This window comes from Streptomyces pseudoechinosporeus (assembly GCF_054783935.1).
In genome coordinates this window covers 185,514-201,730 of record NZ_BAAGPS010000024.1, presented here as the reverse complement: position 1 = coordinate 201,730, position 16,217 = coordinate 185,514, and the positions used below count along the sequence as shown (strand labels likewise).

Annotated in this window: 14 protein-coding genes; 6 read left to right on the top strand and 8 right to left on the bottom strand. The window is 69.7% G+C overall.

What is annotated here, in order from left to right:
- Positions 1 to 110 precede the first annotated feature (110 nt).
- From ACYVO6_RS26310 to ACYVO6_RS26295, 4 genes are all read left to right on the top strand, one after another.
- The gene (locus ACYVO6_RS26310) at positions 111 to 1,517 is read left to right on the top strand and encodes a PepSY-associated TM helix domain-containing protein (protein WP_461065222.1); all 1,407 of its coding nucleotides are present in this window, start codon (positions 111 to 113) and stop codon (positions 1,515 to 1,517) included.
- A 128-nt stretch (positions 1,518 to 1,645) separates the two neighbouring features.
- Positions 1,646 to 2,212 carry a helix-turn-helix domain-containing protein gene (locus ACYVO6_RS26305; RefSeq protein ID WP_461065220.1) on the top strand — a complete coding sequence of 189 codons (567 nt, stop codon included), beginning with the start codon at positions 1,646 to 1,648 and terminating at the stop codon, positions 2,210 to 2,212.
- Complete coding sequence (locus ACYVO6_RS26300; protein WP_461065218.1) at positions 2,209 to 3,426, top strand: MFS transporter; 1,218 nt, start codon at positions 2,209 to 2,211, stop codon at positions 3,424 to 3,426. The genes ACYVO6_RS26305 and ACYVO6_RS26300 overlap by 4 nt, the downstream gene beginning before the upstream one ends.
- Positions 3,427 to 3,519: 93 nt before the next feature.
- Positions 3,520 to 4,485: a pirin family protein gene (locus ACYVO6_RS26295; protein WP_461065216.1), complete on the top strand. Its 966-nt coding sequence runs from the start codon at positions 3,520 to 3,522 to the stop codon at positions 4,483 to 4,485.
- 13 nt (positions 4,486 to 4,498) lie between these two features.
- On the opposite strand, the gene ACYVO6_RS26290 is transcribed toward ACYVO6_RS26295, so the two are convergent.
- Genes ACYVO6_RS26290 through ACYVO6_RS26280 form a run of 3 tightly spaced genes read right to left on the bottom strand, consistent with a single transcriptional unit; the run spans position 4,499 to position 7,689 of the window.
- Positions 4,499 to 5,773: a sugar ABC transporter permease gene (locus ACYVO6_RS26290; protein ID WP_461065214.1), complete on the bottom strand. Its 1,275-nt coding sequence runs from the start codon at positions 5,771 to 5,773 to the stop codon at positions 4,499 to 4,501.
- Positions 5,774 to 5,778: 5 nt separating this feature from the next.
- Positions 5,779 to 6,561, bottom strand: coding sequence for an ATP-binding cassette domain-containing protein (locus tag ACYVO6_RS26285; RefSeq protein WP_461065212.1), 783 nt, complete (start codon positions 6,559 to 6,561; stop codon positions 5,779 to 5,781).
- Between the two features lie 39 nt (positions 6,562 to 6,600).
- Positions 6,601 to 7,689, bottom strand: coding sequence for a substrate-binding domain-containing protein (locus ACYVO6_RS26280; protein WP_461065210.1), 1,089 nt, complete (start codon positions 7,687 to 7,689; stop codon positions 6,601 to 6,603).
- 552 nt (positions 7,690 to 8,241) lie between these two features.
- Here ACYVO6_RS26280 and ACYVO6_RS26275 point away from each other — a divergent pair.
- Together ACYVO6_RS26275 and ACYVO6_RS26270 are read left to right on the top strand one after the other, a co-directional pair.
- Entirely contained in the window at positions 8,242 to 10,761 is a 2,520-nt protein-coding gene (locus ACYVO6_RS26275) for a SpoIIE family protein phosphatase (RefSeq protein WP_461065208.1), read from the top strand.
- Positions 10,758 to 11,840, top strand: coding sequence for a sugar ABC transporter substrate-binding protein (locus ACYVO6_RS26270; RefSeq protein WP_461065206.1), 1,083 nt, complete (start codon positions 10,758 to 10,760; stop codon positions 11,838 to 11,840). The genes ACYVO6_RS26275 and ACYVO6_RS26270 overlap by 4 nt, the downstream gene beginning before the upstream one ends.
- A gap of 40 nt (positions 11,841 to 11,880) precedes the next feature.
- Here the strand turns inward: ACYVO6_RS26270 and ACYVO6_RS26265 are convergent, their stop codons facing one another.
- The 5 genes from ACYVO6_RS26265 to ACYVO6_RS26245 all read right to left on the bottom strand — a co-directional run bounded on the left by ACYVO6_RS26265 (position 11,881) and on the right by ACYVO6_RS26245 (position 16,169).
- Positions 11,881 to 12,672, bottom strand: coding sequence for an SAM-dependent methyltransferase (locus tag ACYVO6_RS26265; RefSeq protein WP_461065204.1), 792 nt, complete (start codon positions 12,670 to 12,672; stop codon positions 11,881 to 11,883).
- A gap of 138 nt (positions 12,673 to 12,810) precedes the next feature.
- Positions 12,811 to 13,119: a hypothetical protein gene (locus ACYVO6_RS26260; RefSeq protein ID WP_461065202.1), complete on the bottom strand. Its 309-nt coding sequence runs from the start codon at positions 13,117 to 13,119 to the stop codon at positions 12,811 to 12,813.
- Positions 13,120 to 13,235: 116 nt separating this feature from the next.
- Positions 13,236 to 13,898, bottom strand: coding sequence for a LutC/YkgG family protein (locus ACYVO6_RS26255; protein ID WP_461065200.1), 663 nt, complete (start codon positions 13,896 to 13,898; stop codon positions 13,236 to 13,238).
- Positions 13,895 to 15,373 (bottom strand): LutB/LldF family L-lactate oxidation iron-sulfur protein, encoded by a 1,479-nt coding sequence (locus ACYVO6_RS26250; protein ID WP_461065198.1) that lies wholly within the window; start codon positions 15,371 to 15,373, stop codon positions 13,895 to 13,897. Before ACYVO6_RS26250 ends, ACYVO6_RS26255 begins: the two co-directional genes overlap by 4 nt.
- A 40-nt stretch (positions 15,374 to 15,413) precedes the next feature.
- Complete coding sequence (locus ACYVO6_RS26245; RefSeq protein ID WP_461065196.1) at positions 15,414 to 16,169, bottom strand: (Fe-S)-binding protein; 756 nt, start codon at positions 16,167 to 16,169, stop codon at positions 15,414 to 15,416.
- Positions 16,170 to 16,217: the final 48 nt, after the last annotated feature.

Genomic DNA, 16,217 nt, shown 5'->3' with positions numbered 1-16,217 from the left:
TACGCCATGCGCAAGCCCGGGAACTCATCACCCCCGTCGGCCGACTTCTGGACCGCCGCGACCGAACACGGCCGCACGGCCCGTCCCCGCACGACCGGAGAAGCCTGCCGATGACCACCGCTCCCTCGACCGAGACGGATGACTCCCCGGACCCGGACTCCCCGGAATCCGGCACCCCCGCACCGCGGCGCAGTGTCTGGGCGCCGCTGCGCCCCCTGGTGCTGCGACTGCACTTCTACGCCGGAGTGCTCGTCGCCCCGTTCCTGCTCGTCGCCGCCACGACCGGGCTGCTGTACGCGGCGTCGTTCCAGGCCGAGAAGATCGTGTACGCGCAGGAGATGACCGTCCCCGTGGGCGAGCGCAAGCTGCCGATCTCTGAGCAGGTGGCCGCCGCCCGCGAGGAGCATCCGCAGGGCACGGTCGCCGCCGTACGCCCCTCGCCGGAGGCGGACGCGAGCACCAGGGTGCTGCTGTCCGGGGTTCCGGGCGTTGACGAGGAGCACAAGCTCGCCGTGTTCGTCGACCCGTACACCGGGGAGGTGCACGGCGCGCTCGAGCAGTACGGATCCACTGGCGCGCTGCCGCTGCGCACCTGGATCGACGAGTTCCACCGCGATCTGCACCTCGGCGAGAGCGGCCGGCTCTACAGCGAACTGGCGGCCAGCTGGCTGTGGGTGATCGCGGGCGGCGGCCTGGTGCTGTGGTTCAGCCGCCGCCGTAAGCAGCGGAAGGTGCGCGGCACCAGTGGTCGCCGCCGCACGCTGGGCCTGCACGGCACGGTCGGCGTGTGGGCGGCGGCCGGGTTCTTCTTCCTGTCGGCGACGGGCCTGACCTGGTCCGCGTACGCCGGATCCCACATCGATGCCCTGCGCACCTCCCTCAACCAGGCCACGCCCACGGTGTCGGCATCGGCGGGCGGCGAGCACGCCGAGCACGAGTCCGCCTCCGCCGAGTCGGGCGCCGACCACGGCGTCGGCCTCGACAAGGTCCTGGCCGCCGGACGAGCCGAGGGCCTGGGCGACCCGGTGGAGATCGTGCCGCCGGCCGACGCCTCGTCCGCGTACGTCGTGCAGCAGGTCCAGCGCAGCTGGCCCACCAAGCAGGACGCGGTCGCCGTGAACCCGACGAACGGCCAGGTCACGGACGTCGTGCGGTTCGCCGACTACCCGGTGCTTGCGAAGCTGAGCCGCTGGGGCATCGACGCGCACACCGGCGTCCTGTTCGGCATCGTCAACCAGATCGCGCTGATGGGCCTCGCGCTGTGCCTGATCCTGCTCATCCTGTGGGGCTACCGCATGTGGTGGCAACGAGGCCGCGCCTCCGCCTTCGGCCGCCCCATCCCACGCGGCGCCTGGCAACAGGTCCCGCCGTACGTCCTCGTCCCCCTGATGGCGACCGTCGCCGTGGTCGGCTACTTCGTACCCCTCCTCGGCATCCCCCTGGCGGTCTTCATCGCCGTGGACGTGGTGCTGGGGGAGATCGCCTACCGACGGGGAAAGCGGACGTACGCGCGGTAGTTGTGGCGGAGGGTGCGGCCGTCGCCGAAGAACGGACCGCGAGTCAGTTGTTCGTGAAGACTTGTTCGCGAAGAGGTGTTCGCGAACGAGTCTTCCGGAAGAGTTCTTCGCGTTCTACGCTGCGCGTCATGGCAGACGACGGCACGACCGACATCACCCTCGACACGGCCGCGCTGCGGGTACTGGCGCATCCCACGCGGCTCGCATTGCTGAACCGGCTGCGACAGCAAGGACCGGCCACCGTACGGCAGTTGGCTGCGCACTTCGAGCTGGACTCCGGTGCGGCCAGCTACCACCTGCGGCGGCTCGCGGCGGGTGGACTCATCGAGGAGGACACGGAGCGGGGGACGAAGCGGGACCGCTGGTGGCGAGCGCTGCACCGGATCTCGCTGCACGATCCGGCCGTGGCACCGGACTCCGCCGCCAGTCGGGCGTACGCGCAGGCCGTGGCCTTGGCCGACGGGGAGACGTTGCGCAGGGTGGCCGCCGAGGTCGTGCCGGTCATGCCCAACGAGTGGTTCGCCGTCAGCGGGTTCATGAGTTACCTGCTGCATCTGACACCCGGTGAACTCGACGCCATGAAGGGTGAGTTGGCGGGCATAGTCGAGCGGTACCGGGATCAGGAGCCCACGGACGGTTCCGAACGGGTCGCCGTACACCTTCAGCTGTTCCCGTTGCTCGACGACGAGGCATGACCCCGCGGCCCGCCTTCCGCGACCCGAACGTCCTGCGCTGGCTCGGCGCCTACACCACGTCGGTCACCGGCGACGTCGCCTACTACCTGGCCCTGACCTGGGCCACCGCCCGGGCCGCCGGTCCCGCCCAGGTCGGCGCCGTTCTCGCCGTCGGGGCCATACCCCGCGCCGTCCTCATGCTCGGCGGCGGCGTACTCGCCGACCGCTTCGGCCCACGCCGCGTGCTGCTTGCCAGCGACGTCGTACGGTGCACGGTGGTACTCGCCGCCGCCGCCCTGACCTGGACCGACGGCCCTCGACTGTGGCCGCTGTACGTCCTGGCCCTGCTCTTCGGCGTCGTCGATGCACTCTTCCTGCCGGCTGTCGGCGCCCTCCCGCCAAGGCTCACGGACCAAGGGCAGCTGGCCCGGGTACAGGGGATGCGGGTGCTGGCGGTGCGGTTCAGCAACGCAGTCGGGCCGCTGATCGCGTCCTTCGTGCTGGCGGTTCAGGGGGTTGCGGGGGCGTTCGCCGTGGTGGGGGTGCTGTTCGGGGTGTCGGTGGCGTTGCTGGGGGCGGTGCGGGTGGGGCCGGTGGCCGGGGTGGGGGCCGGGCAGGATGCGGATGCCGGACGGCCCTTGTCGGACGACTTGCGGGATGGCCTCAGTCACCTGCGCGGCCATCAGCGGCTGCGCCGCCTGGTCTGGGTCATCGCACTCGGCGAGATGTGCTTCAGCGGCCCGCTGATGACCGGGCTCGTGCTGCTTGCCGACGAGCGAGGCTGGGGTACCGCCGCGCTCGGCTGGATTCTGGCCGCGTTCAGCATCGGGGGAGCCGTGAGCGCGGTGGTGATGGCGGTCGCGCACCACGTGCCCCGTGCCGGGGCCGTCCTGGCGGGTTCGTTGCTCATGACCGCCGGAGTGGTCGCGGCGCTGGGCCGGACCGGGCCGCCCGGAACCGCCATCGCGCTGGGCGGACTGCTCGGCGCCGTCAGCGGAGTCGCGATGGTGCTCGGCAACGCCCTTCTGCAAAAAGAGGCCGAGCCCAGGTACCTGGGACGCATCACCTCGGTGACGACCCTCTGCACCTTGGGGCTCAGCCCTCTTCTCTACCCGCTCACCGGCCTCGTCGCGGCAGCCTGGGGCACGGCGACCTTCTTCGCGGGGTGCGGCGTGATCTGCGTACTGGCGGCGGCGACCGCACTCACGCCGCCCCTGCGCGGCGCACGCCTTTAGAAATTCCACGACACTGCTCAGTGTCCACACGCGAACCGCTGTACGGCACACACAACCTGACGGAGAGACCCCCGCGGGTCTAGGTTGAGCGCCATGAGCAATCTTGATCGCGAGGCAGTTCCCGCTCTCTGCGGCGGCCGGGGTTTCGTGGTGGCCGAGCCGGTGCGTGAGCTCCTCAGTCCGCGCAAGGTCAAGCTCGGCGAGTCCAGTGAAGTTCGGCGGCTGCTGCCCAACCTGGGGCGACGTATGGTCGGTGCCTGGTGCTTCGTCGATCATTACGGGCCCGATGACATCGCTGACGAGCCCGGTATGCAGGTGCCGCCGCATCCGCACATGGGCCTGCAGACCGTCAGCTGGTTGCACGAGGGCGAGGTGCTGCACCGCGACTCCACCGGCAGCCTTCAGACGATCCGCCCGCGCGAACTCGGCCTGATGACGTCCGGCCGGGCCATCAGTCACTCCGAGGAGAGCCCGCGCTCGCACGCCCGCTTCCTGCACGGCGCACAACTGTGGGTGGCTCTGCCCGACACCCACCGCCACACCGACCCGCTCTTCGAGCACCACGCCGAACTGCCCGTCGTCACCGCCCCCGGCCTCAAGGCCACGCTGATCCTCGGCTCGGTCGACGGCGCCGCCTCACCCGGCACGACGTACACCCCGATCGTCGGCGCCGATCTCACGCTCGACCACGGCACCGACGTACGCCTCCCGCTGGAGCCGGACTTCGAGTACGCCGTGCTGGCCATGTCCGGCGAGGCCCACGTGGACGGCGTACCGCTGCTGCCCGGATCCATGCTCTACCTCGGCTGTGGCCGTTCCGAACTGCCCCTGCGTGCCGAGTCGGACGCGGGTCTGATGCTTCTCGGCGGCGAGCCGTTCGAGGAGGAGCTGATCATGTGGTGGAACTTCATCGGGCGTACGCAGGCCGATATCGAGCAGGCCCGTGCGGACTGGATGGCGGGTTCGCGGTTCGGTGAGGTGAAGGGGTACGACGGCGATCCGCTGACCGCTCCCGAACTGCCGCCGGTGCCGCTGAAGCCGCGGGGCAGGGTGCGCTGAACCGGGAGGCGCGTCAAGCCCGCCCATGTGCCTCCTGCGAGCGTCGTGACAGTGAGTCCATGACCACCGCGGCGAAGAGCACCCCGCCCGTGATCATGAACTGGACGGCGGCGGGAGTGTCCGTGATGGCCATGCCCGAGGCGATCGACTGGATGACCAGCATGCCGAGCACCGCTGACCAGGTCGTACCCCGTCCTCCGAACAGGCTGGTGCCACCGATGACGGCTGCGGCGATGGCATTGAGCAGCAGGACGCCCGAGCCTGAACCCTGGCTCACCGAAGTGATGCGCGAGGCCAGGAACAGGCCGCCGACCGCTGCCATGGTGCCCGAGACCGCGAGCACCGCGGTCTGCACCCGCGGCACGCTGAGGCTGGCGCGACGGGCCGCCTCGACGCTGCCGCCGAGCGCGTAGACCTGCCGCCCGTAGTGCGTGCGGCGGAGAATGATGTCGAGGCCGGCCACCACCACCAGGAAGATCAGGAGGGCGAGTGGCAGCCCCTGGAACCGGTTGAGCAGGTAGGCAGAGGCGAACGCGATCACCGCGAGGCCTCCCGTGCGCATTCCTATCCCCCGGAGCGAGCGGTGCGGCATGCCTACGGCCTTGCGGCGCCGCCTGTCCACGTAGGACACGAGGAAGACGAGACCCACGCCGACCGCCGCCAGGCCGTAGGCGGCGCCGTCGTTGGTGAAGTAATAGCTGGTCAGCTTGGCGACGAGTCCGTTCTCGTCGAGGTTGACGGTGCCACTGGTCCCGAGGACGTAGAGCATGAGGCCGTTCCAGGTGAGCAGCCCGGCGAGTGTGACGACGACCGCCGGCAGCCGGGTCCTGGCGAAGGAGAAGCCCTGGACGGTTCCCGCCACGGTTCCCGCGAGGACTCCGGCGATGAGGGCCAGCCATTCCGGCACTCCGTTGTTCACGTTCAGCACGGCGAAGACAGCCGCCGCGAGGCCGCTGATCGAGCCGACCGACAGATCGAGTTCACCGAGCAGCAGCACGAAGACAATGCCGACCGCGATCAGACCCGTGCCCACGATGTCCACGCTGAGATTGGACAGGTTCCGGGGCGAGAGGAAGTTCTCGTTGAGGGACTGGAAGGTGATCCAGACCGCGGCGAGGACGAGGACGACGGGGAGCGAGCCCACTTCACCGGTGCTCAACCTGCGCCGGAAGACGGCGACCCAGTTCTCCACGGCCCGGGCGACGGCCCGCCCGCGGTGTGGCCGGCGGGCCTCGGGGGTGGGTGTGGCGGGTTCGGCCCGCGGGTCTTTGTCCACCATGTCGCGCATCGCTTTCACCACCCCGCATCCCGGGAGGCCGTCCGGCGCGGGGCGTTTTCCGTGGCGCCGGTGATGGAAGAGAGGATCGTTTCCTGAGGGGCGGTGTTCACGTCGAAGAAGCCGTTGTTGCGGCCGAGCCGCAGAACGGCGGCCCGGTCCGCGAGAGCTTTGACATCGCCCAGGTTGTGGCTGATGAGCAGCACTCCCTTGCCGCGGTCACGCAGCTCGTCGACGAGGTCCAGGACCTCGTTGGTCTGCTCGAGTCCCAGGGCCGCGGTCGGTTCGTCCAGGAGGAGGACTCGCGGGTCGCCGAGGAGCGAGCGAGCGATGGCGACCGTCTGCCGCTGGTCACCGGACAGCGAGACGACGCGGGCGCGCAGATCGGGGACATCCCTGGTCAGGCGTTCCAACAGGTGTCTGGTGCGGCGCTCCATCTCCATCTCGTCGAGAAACCCGAACCTGCGGATCTCCCGTCCGAGGAACAGATTGCCCACGACGTCGAGGTTCCCGCACAGCGCGAGGTCCTGGTAGACGGTGGCGATGCCGAGGTCCCGGGCATCGTGGGGGCGCCTGATCTGGACCGTCCCGTTCTCCCACTCGATGACACCCTTGTCCGCGGGGGCGACGCCGGAGATCACTTTGACCAGGGTGGATTTGCCGGCCCCGCTGTCGCCCAGCAGAGCGACGACCTGGCCGGCGTGAATCTCCAGTTCGATGTCCGTGAGGACCTCGACGGCGCCGAAGCGCTTGCACACGCCGTGCAGCGCCAGCAACGGGGGAGCCGGCACGGAAACCATCTCCTTCCCGGGGCCCGGACCTGGTCGGAAACCGGCCTGTCAGATCAGCCCTGCCCTCTTGCACGCGGCCTCGATTTGGGGGGTGCAGATCTGCTGGATCGTGTACGCACCGTCCTTCACCAAGGTGTCCTTGATGGTGGCGACGGTCACGGACACGGGGGTGAGCAGGACGGCCGGAACGGCGTTCCCACTGCTGGTCTCCACCGTGCCCGTGGCAACGCGGTCGAGGCTTTCACCACGGACCGCGGCCACGGCCATGGCGGCGCCGGCGGAAGCCTCGGGGCCGAAGGGCTTGTAGACGGTCATGTACTGATCGCCGGAGACAATGCGCCGCAAGGCTCCGAGTTCGGCGTCCTGCCCGGTGACGGGGGGCAGCGGGTTGACCTTGTTCGCTTTGAGGGCGGAGATGCTGCCGGCGGCGAGGCCGTCGTTGGCTGCGTAGACCCCATCGATGTTCGCGACGCCGAGGGCGGAGATGGCGCGGGACATGTTCATGTTCGCGATCTCTGTCCTCCACTGTGGTGTGTCGTACGCTTTGCCGATCTTCACTCTCCCCTCGAGCACGGACAGTGCGCCCTCCTTGAACGACACCGCGTTGGGGTCGCTGGGATCGCCGTTCATCATGACGATCTGGCCGCCGTCCGCCCTGTCACCCATGGCCTGCAGCAGCGCCCTGCCCTGGAGCCTGCCGACCTCCTCGCCGTCGAACGAGACATAGCCGGAGACCGGGCCCTCGGCGAGACGGTCGTAGGCGATGACCGGGATATCCGCCTCATCCGCCTTCCTGACCGCGGCGCCGAGCGATCTGGCGTCCACGGCGACCAGCACGATGGCATCGACCCCCTGGGTGATCATCGAGTCCATCTGTTCCCGCTGAACGGCCACGGCGTTCTCGGCATTGCCATGCTCGACCGTGCAGTCGTCGCACAGCTCCTTGACCTTCTTCTCGAACAACGGCCTGTCCTGTGCCTCCCAACGATCCGTGGTGGCGGACGGCAGCAGCAGACCGATCTTCGGCGCGTTCCCCCCGTCGGAGTCGTTCCCGGCACCCGCCCCGCATGCCACGAGAGCAACGGCCGTCGAGACGGCGGTCATGGCGATGGCCGCGTCCCGTATGCAGGTCTTCATGTGCGAGACCTCCCTTGTCCTTCACCCTGCGTGGTGAGAGGGCGCTCACGGATTACCCGCGACCGGCCTTCAACGGGTATGAGGTCCGGGCGCTGCGCCCCGTCCCCGTACGCCAGGTGATCGGCGACCGGCTCATGGAGGACCGGCGGGGCCACACCGGCCTCGCCCGTCGGGTTCGTCCGGAGCGGTGCGCGTGGGGAAACGGCGCGCGTGCATCGCGCTGCCAAGGACGCGTGCGCGGGGCGGCCCGGCCGTATGGGCCACGTGTGGCGCGGCACGATGGCGCAGGGGGCCAAGTGGGGCCTCGGCCCAAGGCCGAACGTCCGCCTGGAACGTACCGAGTGGAAGTGGCAGACGACCACGTCGTCAGTGTGACACCGGCTGTGGTGATCCGCGATCGCAGCGGTGCCACCCATCGATGTCCGGCCCATCGATGTCCGGCACAGGCACCAATCAAGTAGATCTGTCCGTTTAGTCCCTGTGTGCGATTCTGGTAGTGGGTGCCCCGATCCTGTCGGTACCTGCGGCATGGACGGGAGGTGGGTTGCGGAGATGCCTCATGAGGGCCGTGCCCGGGCCGGAGTCACGGAGCTGCGGGCATCCGAGGCCGGCGCCGCCGACACCGGTTCTCCGCCTCCGGTGCCGGAGGCCGCCGTGAATGACCGGGCCCTGACGTTCGCCGGAGCGGCGCTGGCGGCGGTCTATGTGCCCGGTGTCGGGAACGAAGAGCTTCGGTTGGTGGAAGCGGCCGGATGCGTCACTTCCCCGTACGGGCTGCCGAAGCGGTTGCCCCTGTCCGGCGGCTCACCCGCGGCGCACGCCTTCCGCACCGGCCGACCTCTGTGGCTCAACCCCGCGGCACTCGCCTCCTACTCCGAGGGTGGGCCGACGCCGCCGGCGGAGACGTCGCTGGGTGCGCTGCCACTGAGGGCGGGGGACAGGCGACTGGGCTGTCTCGTCGTCGTGGGGCATCCCGCGGACGGCTTCGAGGCCGAGCAACGGAGCTTCCTGGAGCGGTACGCCGACGCGGTCGCCGGCATACTCCAGGCCGGGACCGGCCGCCCCGCGCCGTCGTCGCTCCTGAGTCCCGCCCTGCGGAGTCTGCGCGTCGGCACCTTTGCCCTGGTGCCGGACACCGGCCTGATCGAGGCGGACGAGACTCTGCTCGAGCTGGTCGGGATCGCGCCGGACGACTTCGACGGCAAGGCAGACACCCTGATCGCGCATACCCTCCCGGAGGACATGCACGCGCTGATGTCGGTCCTGGAGTCGTCCGGCCAGGCGTTCGGCCGTCGGGAGCTGGAGTTCCGCGTCCGCCGCCCCACCGGTGAAATGCGCTGGCTGAGCCTGAGCTGCAGGGTGGCGGCGGCCACCGATGACCGGCCAGAGCAGGTGCTGGGCCTGGTGATGGCGACCTCGGTCCTGCGCCGGAGCGCCGACGACGTCTCCAGGATCCAGTGGCTGACCGCCGCACTCGACGATGCCGCGACTGTCGGTGACGTCGGCCAAGTGGTGGTCACCGCGCTGCGTGGGCCGCTGGGCGCCGACCGGGTGGCGCTCGCCGAGTTGCAGGACGACCGGCTCATGGTCAGCGTGCTCGACCCGCCGCAGCCCGCCGCCTGGCCGCAGATATGGCGGTCCGAGTGGCGTTCGGAGTGGCCCGACGTATCGGTGAGCGCCTTGCCCACCCTGCAGATGGCTCTGCGGGACGGACGTATGGATCTGTGGCCCGCCGGCACGGCCCTCGAACCCGGACTGGCAGGCATCGGCACCGGAGGTCTGGCCGTCCTGCCCCTCCCCGCCAAGGGCCGGGTCGCCGGCGTGTGCCTGGTCGGCTGGGACCGGCCGCACGAGTTCGTCCCCGAGGAGCGGTCCCTGCTGACCGCCACCGCGGCGCTGGTCGGGCAGGCCCTCAGGCGTGCGCACGCGTACGACGCCGAGCAGGAGCTCGCGACGATGCTGCAGCGCAGTCTGCTGCCCCGGCGCCTGCCCGAACTGCCCGGGGGGACGGCCGTCGCCCGCTATCTGCCCGCCAGGAGGGGGCTGCAGGTGGGCGGTGACTGGTACGACGTCATCGCCCTCTCCGAGGAACGCGTGGCGCTGGTCATCGGAGACGTACAAGGACACAGTGCCGGAGCCGCGACGATCATGGGCCAGATGCGTACCGCGGTCAGGGCATACGCGGTGGAGGGCCACCCGCCCGATGTGGTCGTCTCGCACGCCAACCGCCTCCTCGTCGGCATGGAGACCGACCTGTTCGCCACCTGCTGCTATGCCGAACTGGACATGGAGGAGGGCAACATCCTGTTCGTGCGGGCCGGGCACCTCTCACCGCTGGTACGCCACCCCGACGGCAGCACCGAGGAAGTGCAGGTCGAGGGCGGCCCCCCGCTGGGCATTCTCGCGGAGGCGGAGTTCCCCATGACCGCGGCCGCACTGGCCCCTGGCGCGGTGCTCGCCCTGGTCACCGACGGCCTGGTCGAGGCCTCCGACCTGCCCCTGGACGAGGGCATGCTCCGGACGCGCACCGCGCTCGCCGCGGCCGATCCGGCGGATCCGGCGCGGATGGCCGACGAACTGCTCGGCGACATCGGCCGTCGTGAGGACGACGTGGCGCTGTTGCTGCTGCGCTACGACGGCATGGAGACCCGGCCGATACGGGCCGGCTGGGCGGTGTGGCGGCTGCCCGACGCCGTCATGCACGCCCGCCGTTTCACCACGCGCACTCTGCGTCGGTGGAAGGTCCAGGAAGCGGCCGACGCGGTGCTGCTGGTCGTGTCCGAGCTGGTCACCAACGCCCTGGTGCACACCCAGGGGGAGGTCCGCGTCGACCTGACGCTCCGCGGGGACCGGCTGCGAATCAGTGTGAGCGACGCCTCGCCGCGTGCGCCCGCCAAACCGGTGATCGTGGACTGGGAGGCCACCGGCGGCCGAGGCCTGGTGCTGGTCGAAGCGATGTCGGACTCCTTCGGCACGGTGCCGGTGGCCGGCGGCAAGCAGGTGTGGAGCGAGATCGCTGTGCCTGCGTCCGCGGACTCGGGGCCCCGAACGGAACGAGAGGGCCTGCCATGAGGACCCGTACGCGGCACGTCATCGCGGTGCTCGTCGCGGGACTCATGACGATGTCCGTGGCCGCCTGCGGAGGAGACGACGAAGCGGGCACGGACAGCTTCAGCGTCGGCCTGCTGCTCCCGAGCAAAGCGGTCCCCCGCTGGGAGCACTCCGACAAGCCGCTGATCGAGAAGCGGCTGAAGGAGCTGTGTCCCGGCTGCACCATGGAGTACGCCAACGCCGAGAACGACGCGACGAGACAGCGGCAACAGATCGACTCCATGATCACCAAAGGGGTCGGGGTCCTGATCCTCGACGCCGCCGACACCAAGGCGCTCCGCTCCTCGATCCAGGAGGCGAAGGAGGCGGGTGTGCCGGTCGTCGCCTATGACCGGCTCGCCGAAGGCCCGATCTCGGGCTATGTCAGTTTCGACGGTGCGCAGGTCGGCAGGCTCCAGGGCGAGGCGCTCCTGAAGGCCATGGGCGACAAGGCGAACGGCGGGAACGTCGTCATGCTGAACGGCGATCCGACCAGTCCCAACGCGGCGTGGTACAGGAGGGGCGCGCTGTCCGTCCTCACCGGCAAGGTGAAGATCGGCAGGTCGTACGAAACCCTGGGCTGGAGCACGGAGAACGCCCACGCCAATATGTCCGCCGCCATCGCGGCTCTGGGGCCGGACCGGATCGACGGCGTCCTGGCGGCCAACGACGCCATAGCCGCAGGCGCCATCTCCGCTCTCAAGAAGGCCCATGTCAGGGAGCTTCCTCCCGTCACCGGCCAGGACGCCGACCTCGAGGCTGTGCGGCGGATCATCAACGGCGAGCAGTACATGACGGTGTACAAACCCTTCAAGGCGGAAGCCGACGCAGCCGCCGCCATGGCCGTCGCCCTGGGGCGCGGCGAGGAGCTCCGCGATGTCGCCACGACGACGATCGACAGCCCCACGACCAAGGACATCCCGTCCGTCCTGCTTGCCCCCCGCGAGGTGACGGTCGGCAACATCGAGCAGACACTCGTCAAGGATGGCGTGTACACCATCGACCAGATCTGCACCCGAGAGCTCCAGCCCGCCTGCGACACGGCCGGACTTACCCGCTGACCCACACGCGGCAGGCCGGCTGACCTGTGCCCGCGTGAAGCTACGGCTTGCGCGCCACCCCGCCGAAGCTGTCCACTTCCTCCGGTTCCCCCGGAACGTCCACGGGGCGCCACTGGGCGACGGAGACCAGGCCGGGATCGAGGAATTCGAGGCCGTCGAAGAAACGGGCCAGCTGGTCGGGGCTGCGGTTGGTACGCGGATTGTCGCTCGCCTGGTTCCACTGCTCGACCATGGCGCGCATCTCCTCCGGATGGAACACCTCGGTGCTGTCGCAGAACACGAGGTGACTGCCGGACGGCAGGGCGTCCACCAGGCGCTCGACGATGCCGTAGGCGCTGTCATCGGGTACGTGGGCGGCGATGCCCAGCAGCATCAGCGCGACCGGCTGCTCGAAGTCCAGCGTCCGGGCGGCGCCTTCCAGAATGGCCGCCGGGTCGCGCAGGTCGGCGTCGATGTAGTCGGTGGCGCCCTCGGGGGTGCTGGTCAGCAGCGCCGTGGCATGGGCCAGCACGATGGGGTCGTGGTCCACGTACACGATCCGCGCCTCGGGGCTGATCCGCTGGGCGACCTCATGGGTGTTGTCGAACGTGGGCAGTCCCGTGCCGACGTCCAGGAACTGGCGGATGCCGACCTCACCGGCCAGATACGTGACGGTCCGCTTGAGGAACGCCCGCTGGGCCCGGGCGATCTGGACGATCTCCGGGTTCACCTCGCGGATCTGGTCACCGACCTCACGGTCGATCTCGTAGCAGTCCTTGCCCCCGAGCCAGTAGTTCCAGATGCGCGCGGAGTGCGGCACGCTGCTGTTGATCAACGGAACGTCATGAGGCATGAGGCATCTCCGAGTTGGCCTGAAGTTACCGCCCAAGATAGAGCCGGCGGGCGGCGTACGTCGTCGGTTGCGTGATCTTTCCGAGAACGTACGGTCGGCCGAACGAGTTCCGTGTCCCAGCGACTGTTCAGCGGCAGCTCAGCGACGCCGCCGCAAGGTGAAGGCCGCACCCCCTGTGATGAGCACGCCCGCCGCGCCGCCCGCCACGAGGGGCAGGGCCGTACTCACACGGTCGTCGACGACGGATTCCTCGGAGGACACGGACTCACCGCGCCCGCTTGTGACGCTGACCGGCGACTCGGCGGGCGTGGTGGTGACGATCGTCGACGACTTCGCGGGGGTGGCGCCCTCTGGAGCCCCCTGCGCGGCGGCGGGGCAGGCGGCCCACACCGTGAGCAGCAGCGGAGCCACTCCGACGAGGGCGGCGATGCGGCGGTGTGCGGTCATCCGTCGGGTTCCTCCTTGGCACGGCAAACGGGTCGGCCCGCTGTGCCATGGCCATGAGCCACGGCTGCCGACCGCCCCGTTGTCTTCGTGAAGTACGAAACCCGGGCGCGATCCGTTCAATTCCCGCCGACAGTACGGTCGTTCACCAGCACCACCTCGAGGGTGCGCGGACCGTGCACCCCTTCGACCCGGTCGAGCTCGATGTCACTGGTCGCCGAAGGGCCGGAGATCCAGGTCAGCGGGCGTGTCGGGTCGAGACGCGGGAGCGCCTGCGGGACTGAGGAGACGACCTGGTCCGGTACGCGTACGACACAGATGTGGTGATCCGGGACGAGTGTGATGCGGCGGCGGCCCTGGTCCAGTCCGCCGTCCAGCACGATGGTGCCGGTCTCGGCGATCGCCACCGCACACGCCGTGATCACGCTGTCGACCTGGTCGAGTTCGTGCGGTGTGCTGTCGGAACGGTCGGGAACGCGCGTGACATCGGTCGCCGCCAGCCACTCCTCATCCAGGCCCGCCGGCACGGCCACCGACTTCGAGCCCCGCCCGGCGAGCAGCCCGGCGATCAGCGCCGCCAGTTCGCCGGCCTCGCAGCGGTGCACGATCGCCCGGTAGTCCGCCAGGTTCTCGGCGAGCAGATCCACCGTCTGCTCGACACTCCGGTCTCCGTGCTCGTGCAGATAACCCCGGTCAACGGCCTGCTCGTACGGAGTGTCGTGCTGTTCCACGTCCGCGAGCGCGCGCCGCACCCGGCCGAGGATCACATCCCTGGTACTCACTTGCCGGTCTCCTTTCCCCCGTGCGTACGCTGCCACCAGTCGCGGAACGGCTCCGCGGGCACCGTCGGCAGATCGCGGGTCGCGCTCCACGCCTTGCCGGGGCCCGGCAGCGTACGAGGATGGAAGCGGCGGCTCCGCGATGCCAGCCGCTGGCCGGTGCGCAGGGCGCCCGGGTGGCTGAACGCCCAGCGTGCCGCGCGCATCGCGGCCCGCTCGGCGGCGTGTCCCTTCGCGGGCTTGAGTACGACCTTGTTGCCGTCCCGGGTCACCGCACCTCCCTCGACGACCCGCTCCCGCAGATGCACCAGCACCTCGGGGATGTCGATCGCCACCGGGCACACCTCGTAGCAGGCGCCGCACAACGAGGAGGCGTACGGCAGGGAGGCGTCGATCTCGCTTGCGGTGCCCCTCAGTTGGGGGCTGAGGATGGCGCCGATCGGGCCCGGGTAGACCGAGCCGTACGCATGGCCGCCCGCCCGCTCGTACACCGGGCAGACGTTGAGACACGCCGAGCAGCGGATGCAGCGCAGGGCCTGGCGGCCGACCTCGTCGGCCAGCGTGTCGGTGCGGCCGTTGTCGATGAGAACCAGGTGGAAGGTCCCCGGCCCGTCGTCGTCCGTGGTGCCGGTCCACATCGAGGTGTACGGGTTCATGCGCTCGGCCGTCGAAGAGCGGGGGAGTGTCTGGAGGAAGACCTCCAGGTCCTGCCAGGTCGGCACGATCTTCTCGATGCCGACGACCGAGATCAGCGTCTCGGGGAGGGTCAAGCACATACGGCCGTTGCCCTCGGACTCGACGACCACCATGGTGCCGGTCTCGGCGACCATGAAGTTGGCGCCGGAGATGCCGACCTTGGCGCGCAGGAACTTCTCGCGGAGGTGCAGACGGGCGGCCTCGGCGAGTTCGGCGGGGGTGTCCGTGAGCCCCTCGGGGGCCGGGCGGCCCCACTCGCTCATCTCGCGGGCGAAGATCTCGCGGATCTCGCCACGGTTGCGGTGGATCGCCGGGACGAGGATGTGCGAGGGCCGGTCCTTGCCCAACTGCACGATGAGCTCGGCCAGATCGGTCTCGTACGCGTGGATGCCCTCGGCCTCCAGCGCCTCGTTGAGGCCGATCTCCTGCGTGGCCATGGACTTGACCTTCACGACCTCGCTCTCGCCGGTCATCTTCACCAGATCCGCGACGATGCGGTTCGCCTCGTCGGCGTCGGCCGCCCAGTGCACGATGCCGCCGGCCGCCGTGACCGACTCCTCCAACTGCACGAGATATCGGTCGAGATGACGGAGCGTATGGTCCTTGATCTGCTTGCCGGCCTCGCGCAGCGCCGCCCAGTCGGACACCTCCGCGACCGCCTTGGCGCGCTTGGCGCGGATCGTGTGCGTGGCGTGCCGTAGGTTGCCGCGCAGAGTCTGGTCGTAAACGGCTTCGTGCGCGGCCTTGGGGAAGGCCGGCATGCCGACGAAGGTGCCGCTCATGTGCTCGACTCCTCTACGGTGCGCCCGTTCATGCCACGGGTCATGTCAGGGGCTCCTCTTCCGTGCTCGCCAGGATCTCCGCGATGTGCACCGGCCGCATCTCCGTTCTGAGGCGGGCCATCGTGCCGCCGATGTGCATCAGACAGGAGTTGTCCGCGGCACACAGCGCGTCCGCGCCCGTCGACTCGGCGTTACGGACCTTGTCGGCGCCCATCGCCGCCGAGACATCGGAGTTCTTCACGGCGAATGTGCCACCGAAGCCGCAGCACTCGTCGGCGCCCGGCAGCTCCCTCAGTTCGAGACCCTTGACCGCCTGGAGGAGCCGGCGCGGACGGTCGCCGAGTCCCAGACTGCGCAGACCATGACAGGTCGGGTGATACGTGACTGTGTGCGGGTAGTACGCGCCGACGTCGGTCACGCCCAGCACGTCCACCAGGAACTCCGTGAGCTCGTACGTCTTGGGCACGACCGGAGCGAGCGTCCGCGCGAGGGTGTCTCCGCGGCCCTCCGCCCGGGCCCGCTCGCCCATGCGCGGATACAGCTCCCGGACCATGGCCCCGCAGGAGCCGGAGGGCGTCACGATCGCCTCGTACTCCCCGAAGACATCGGAGAAATGCTGGGCCAGCGGCTCGGCCTCATGGCGATAGCCGGTGTTGTAGTGCGCCTGCCCACAACAGGTCTGGCCCATCGGGAAGTCGACGTCGACGCCCAGCCTGGTCAGCAGTTTCACCACGGCACGGCCGGTTTCCGGATACAGCGTGTCGTTGACACAGGTCAGGAACAGGGCGACACGCATCGCGGCTCCTTGGGGTCGATCATCGGATGGATGCAGGTTACGACGCGG

Excerpts from the sequence above, each read along its gene's own strand:
- ACYVO6_RS26260 (WP_461065202.1), bottom strand. The coding sequence starts at position 13,119 with ATGACCGCACACCGCCGCATCGCCGCCCTCGTCGGAGTGGCTCCGCTG.
- ACYVO6_RS26300 (WP_461065218.1), top strand. The coding sequence starts at position 2,209 with ATGACCCCGCGGCCCGCCTTCCGCGACCCGAACGTCCTGCGCTGGCTC.
- ACYVO6_RS26295 (WP_461065216.1), top strand. The coding sequence starts at position 3,520 with ATGAGCAATCTTGATCGCGAGGCAGTTCCCGCTCTCTGCGGCGGCCGG.
- ACYVO6_RS26285 (WP_461065212.1), bottom strand. The coding sequence starts at position 6,561 with ATGGTTTCCGTGCCGGCTCCCCCGTTGCTGGCGCTGCACGGCGTGTGC.
- ACYVO6_RS26280 (WP_461065210.1), bottom strand. The coding sequence starts at position 7,689 with ATGAAGACCTGCATACGGGACGCGGCCATCGCCATGACCGCCGTCTCG.
- ACYVO6_RS26265 (WP_461065204.1), bottom strand. The coding sequence starts at position 12,672 with ATGCCTCATGACGTTCCGTTGATCAACAGCAGCGTGCCGCACTCCGCG.
- ACYVO6_RS26290 (WP_461065214.1), bottom strand. The coding sequence starts at position 5,773 with ATGCGCGACATGGTGGACAAAGACCCGCGGGCCGAACCCGCCACACCC.
- ACYVO6_RS26270 (WP_461065206.1), top strand. The coding sequence starts at position 10,758 with ATGAGGACCCGTACGCGGCACGTCATCGCGGTGCTCGTCGCGGGACTC.
- ACYVO6_RS26245 (WP_461065196.1), bottom strand. The coding sequence starts at position 16,169 with ATGCGTGTCGCCCTGTTCCTGACCTGTGTCAACGACACGCTGTATCCG.
- ACYVO6_RS26250 (WP_461065198.1), bottom strand. The coding sequence starts at position 15,373 with ATGAGCGGCACCTTCGTCGGCATGCCGGCCTTCCCCAAGGCCGCGCAC.
- ACYVO6_RS26275 (WP_461065208.1), top strand. The coding sequence starts at position 8,242 with ATGCCTCATGAGGGCCGTGCCCGGGCCGGAGTCACGGAGCTGCGGGCA.
- ACYVO6_RS26310 (WP_461065222.1), top strand. The coding sequence starts at position 111 with ATGACCACCGCTCCCTCGACCGAGACGGATGACTCCCCGGACCCGGAC.
- ACYVO6_RS26305 (WP_461065220.1), top strand. The coding sequence starts at position 1,646 with ATGGCAGACGACGGCACGACCGACATCACCCTCGACACGGCCGCGCTG.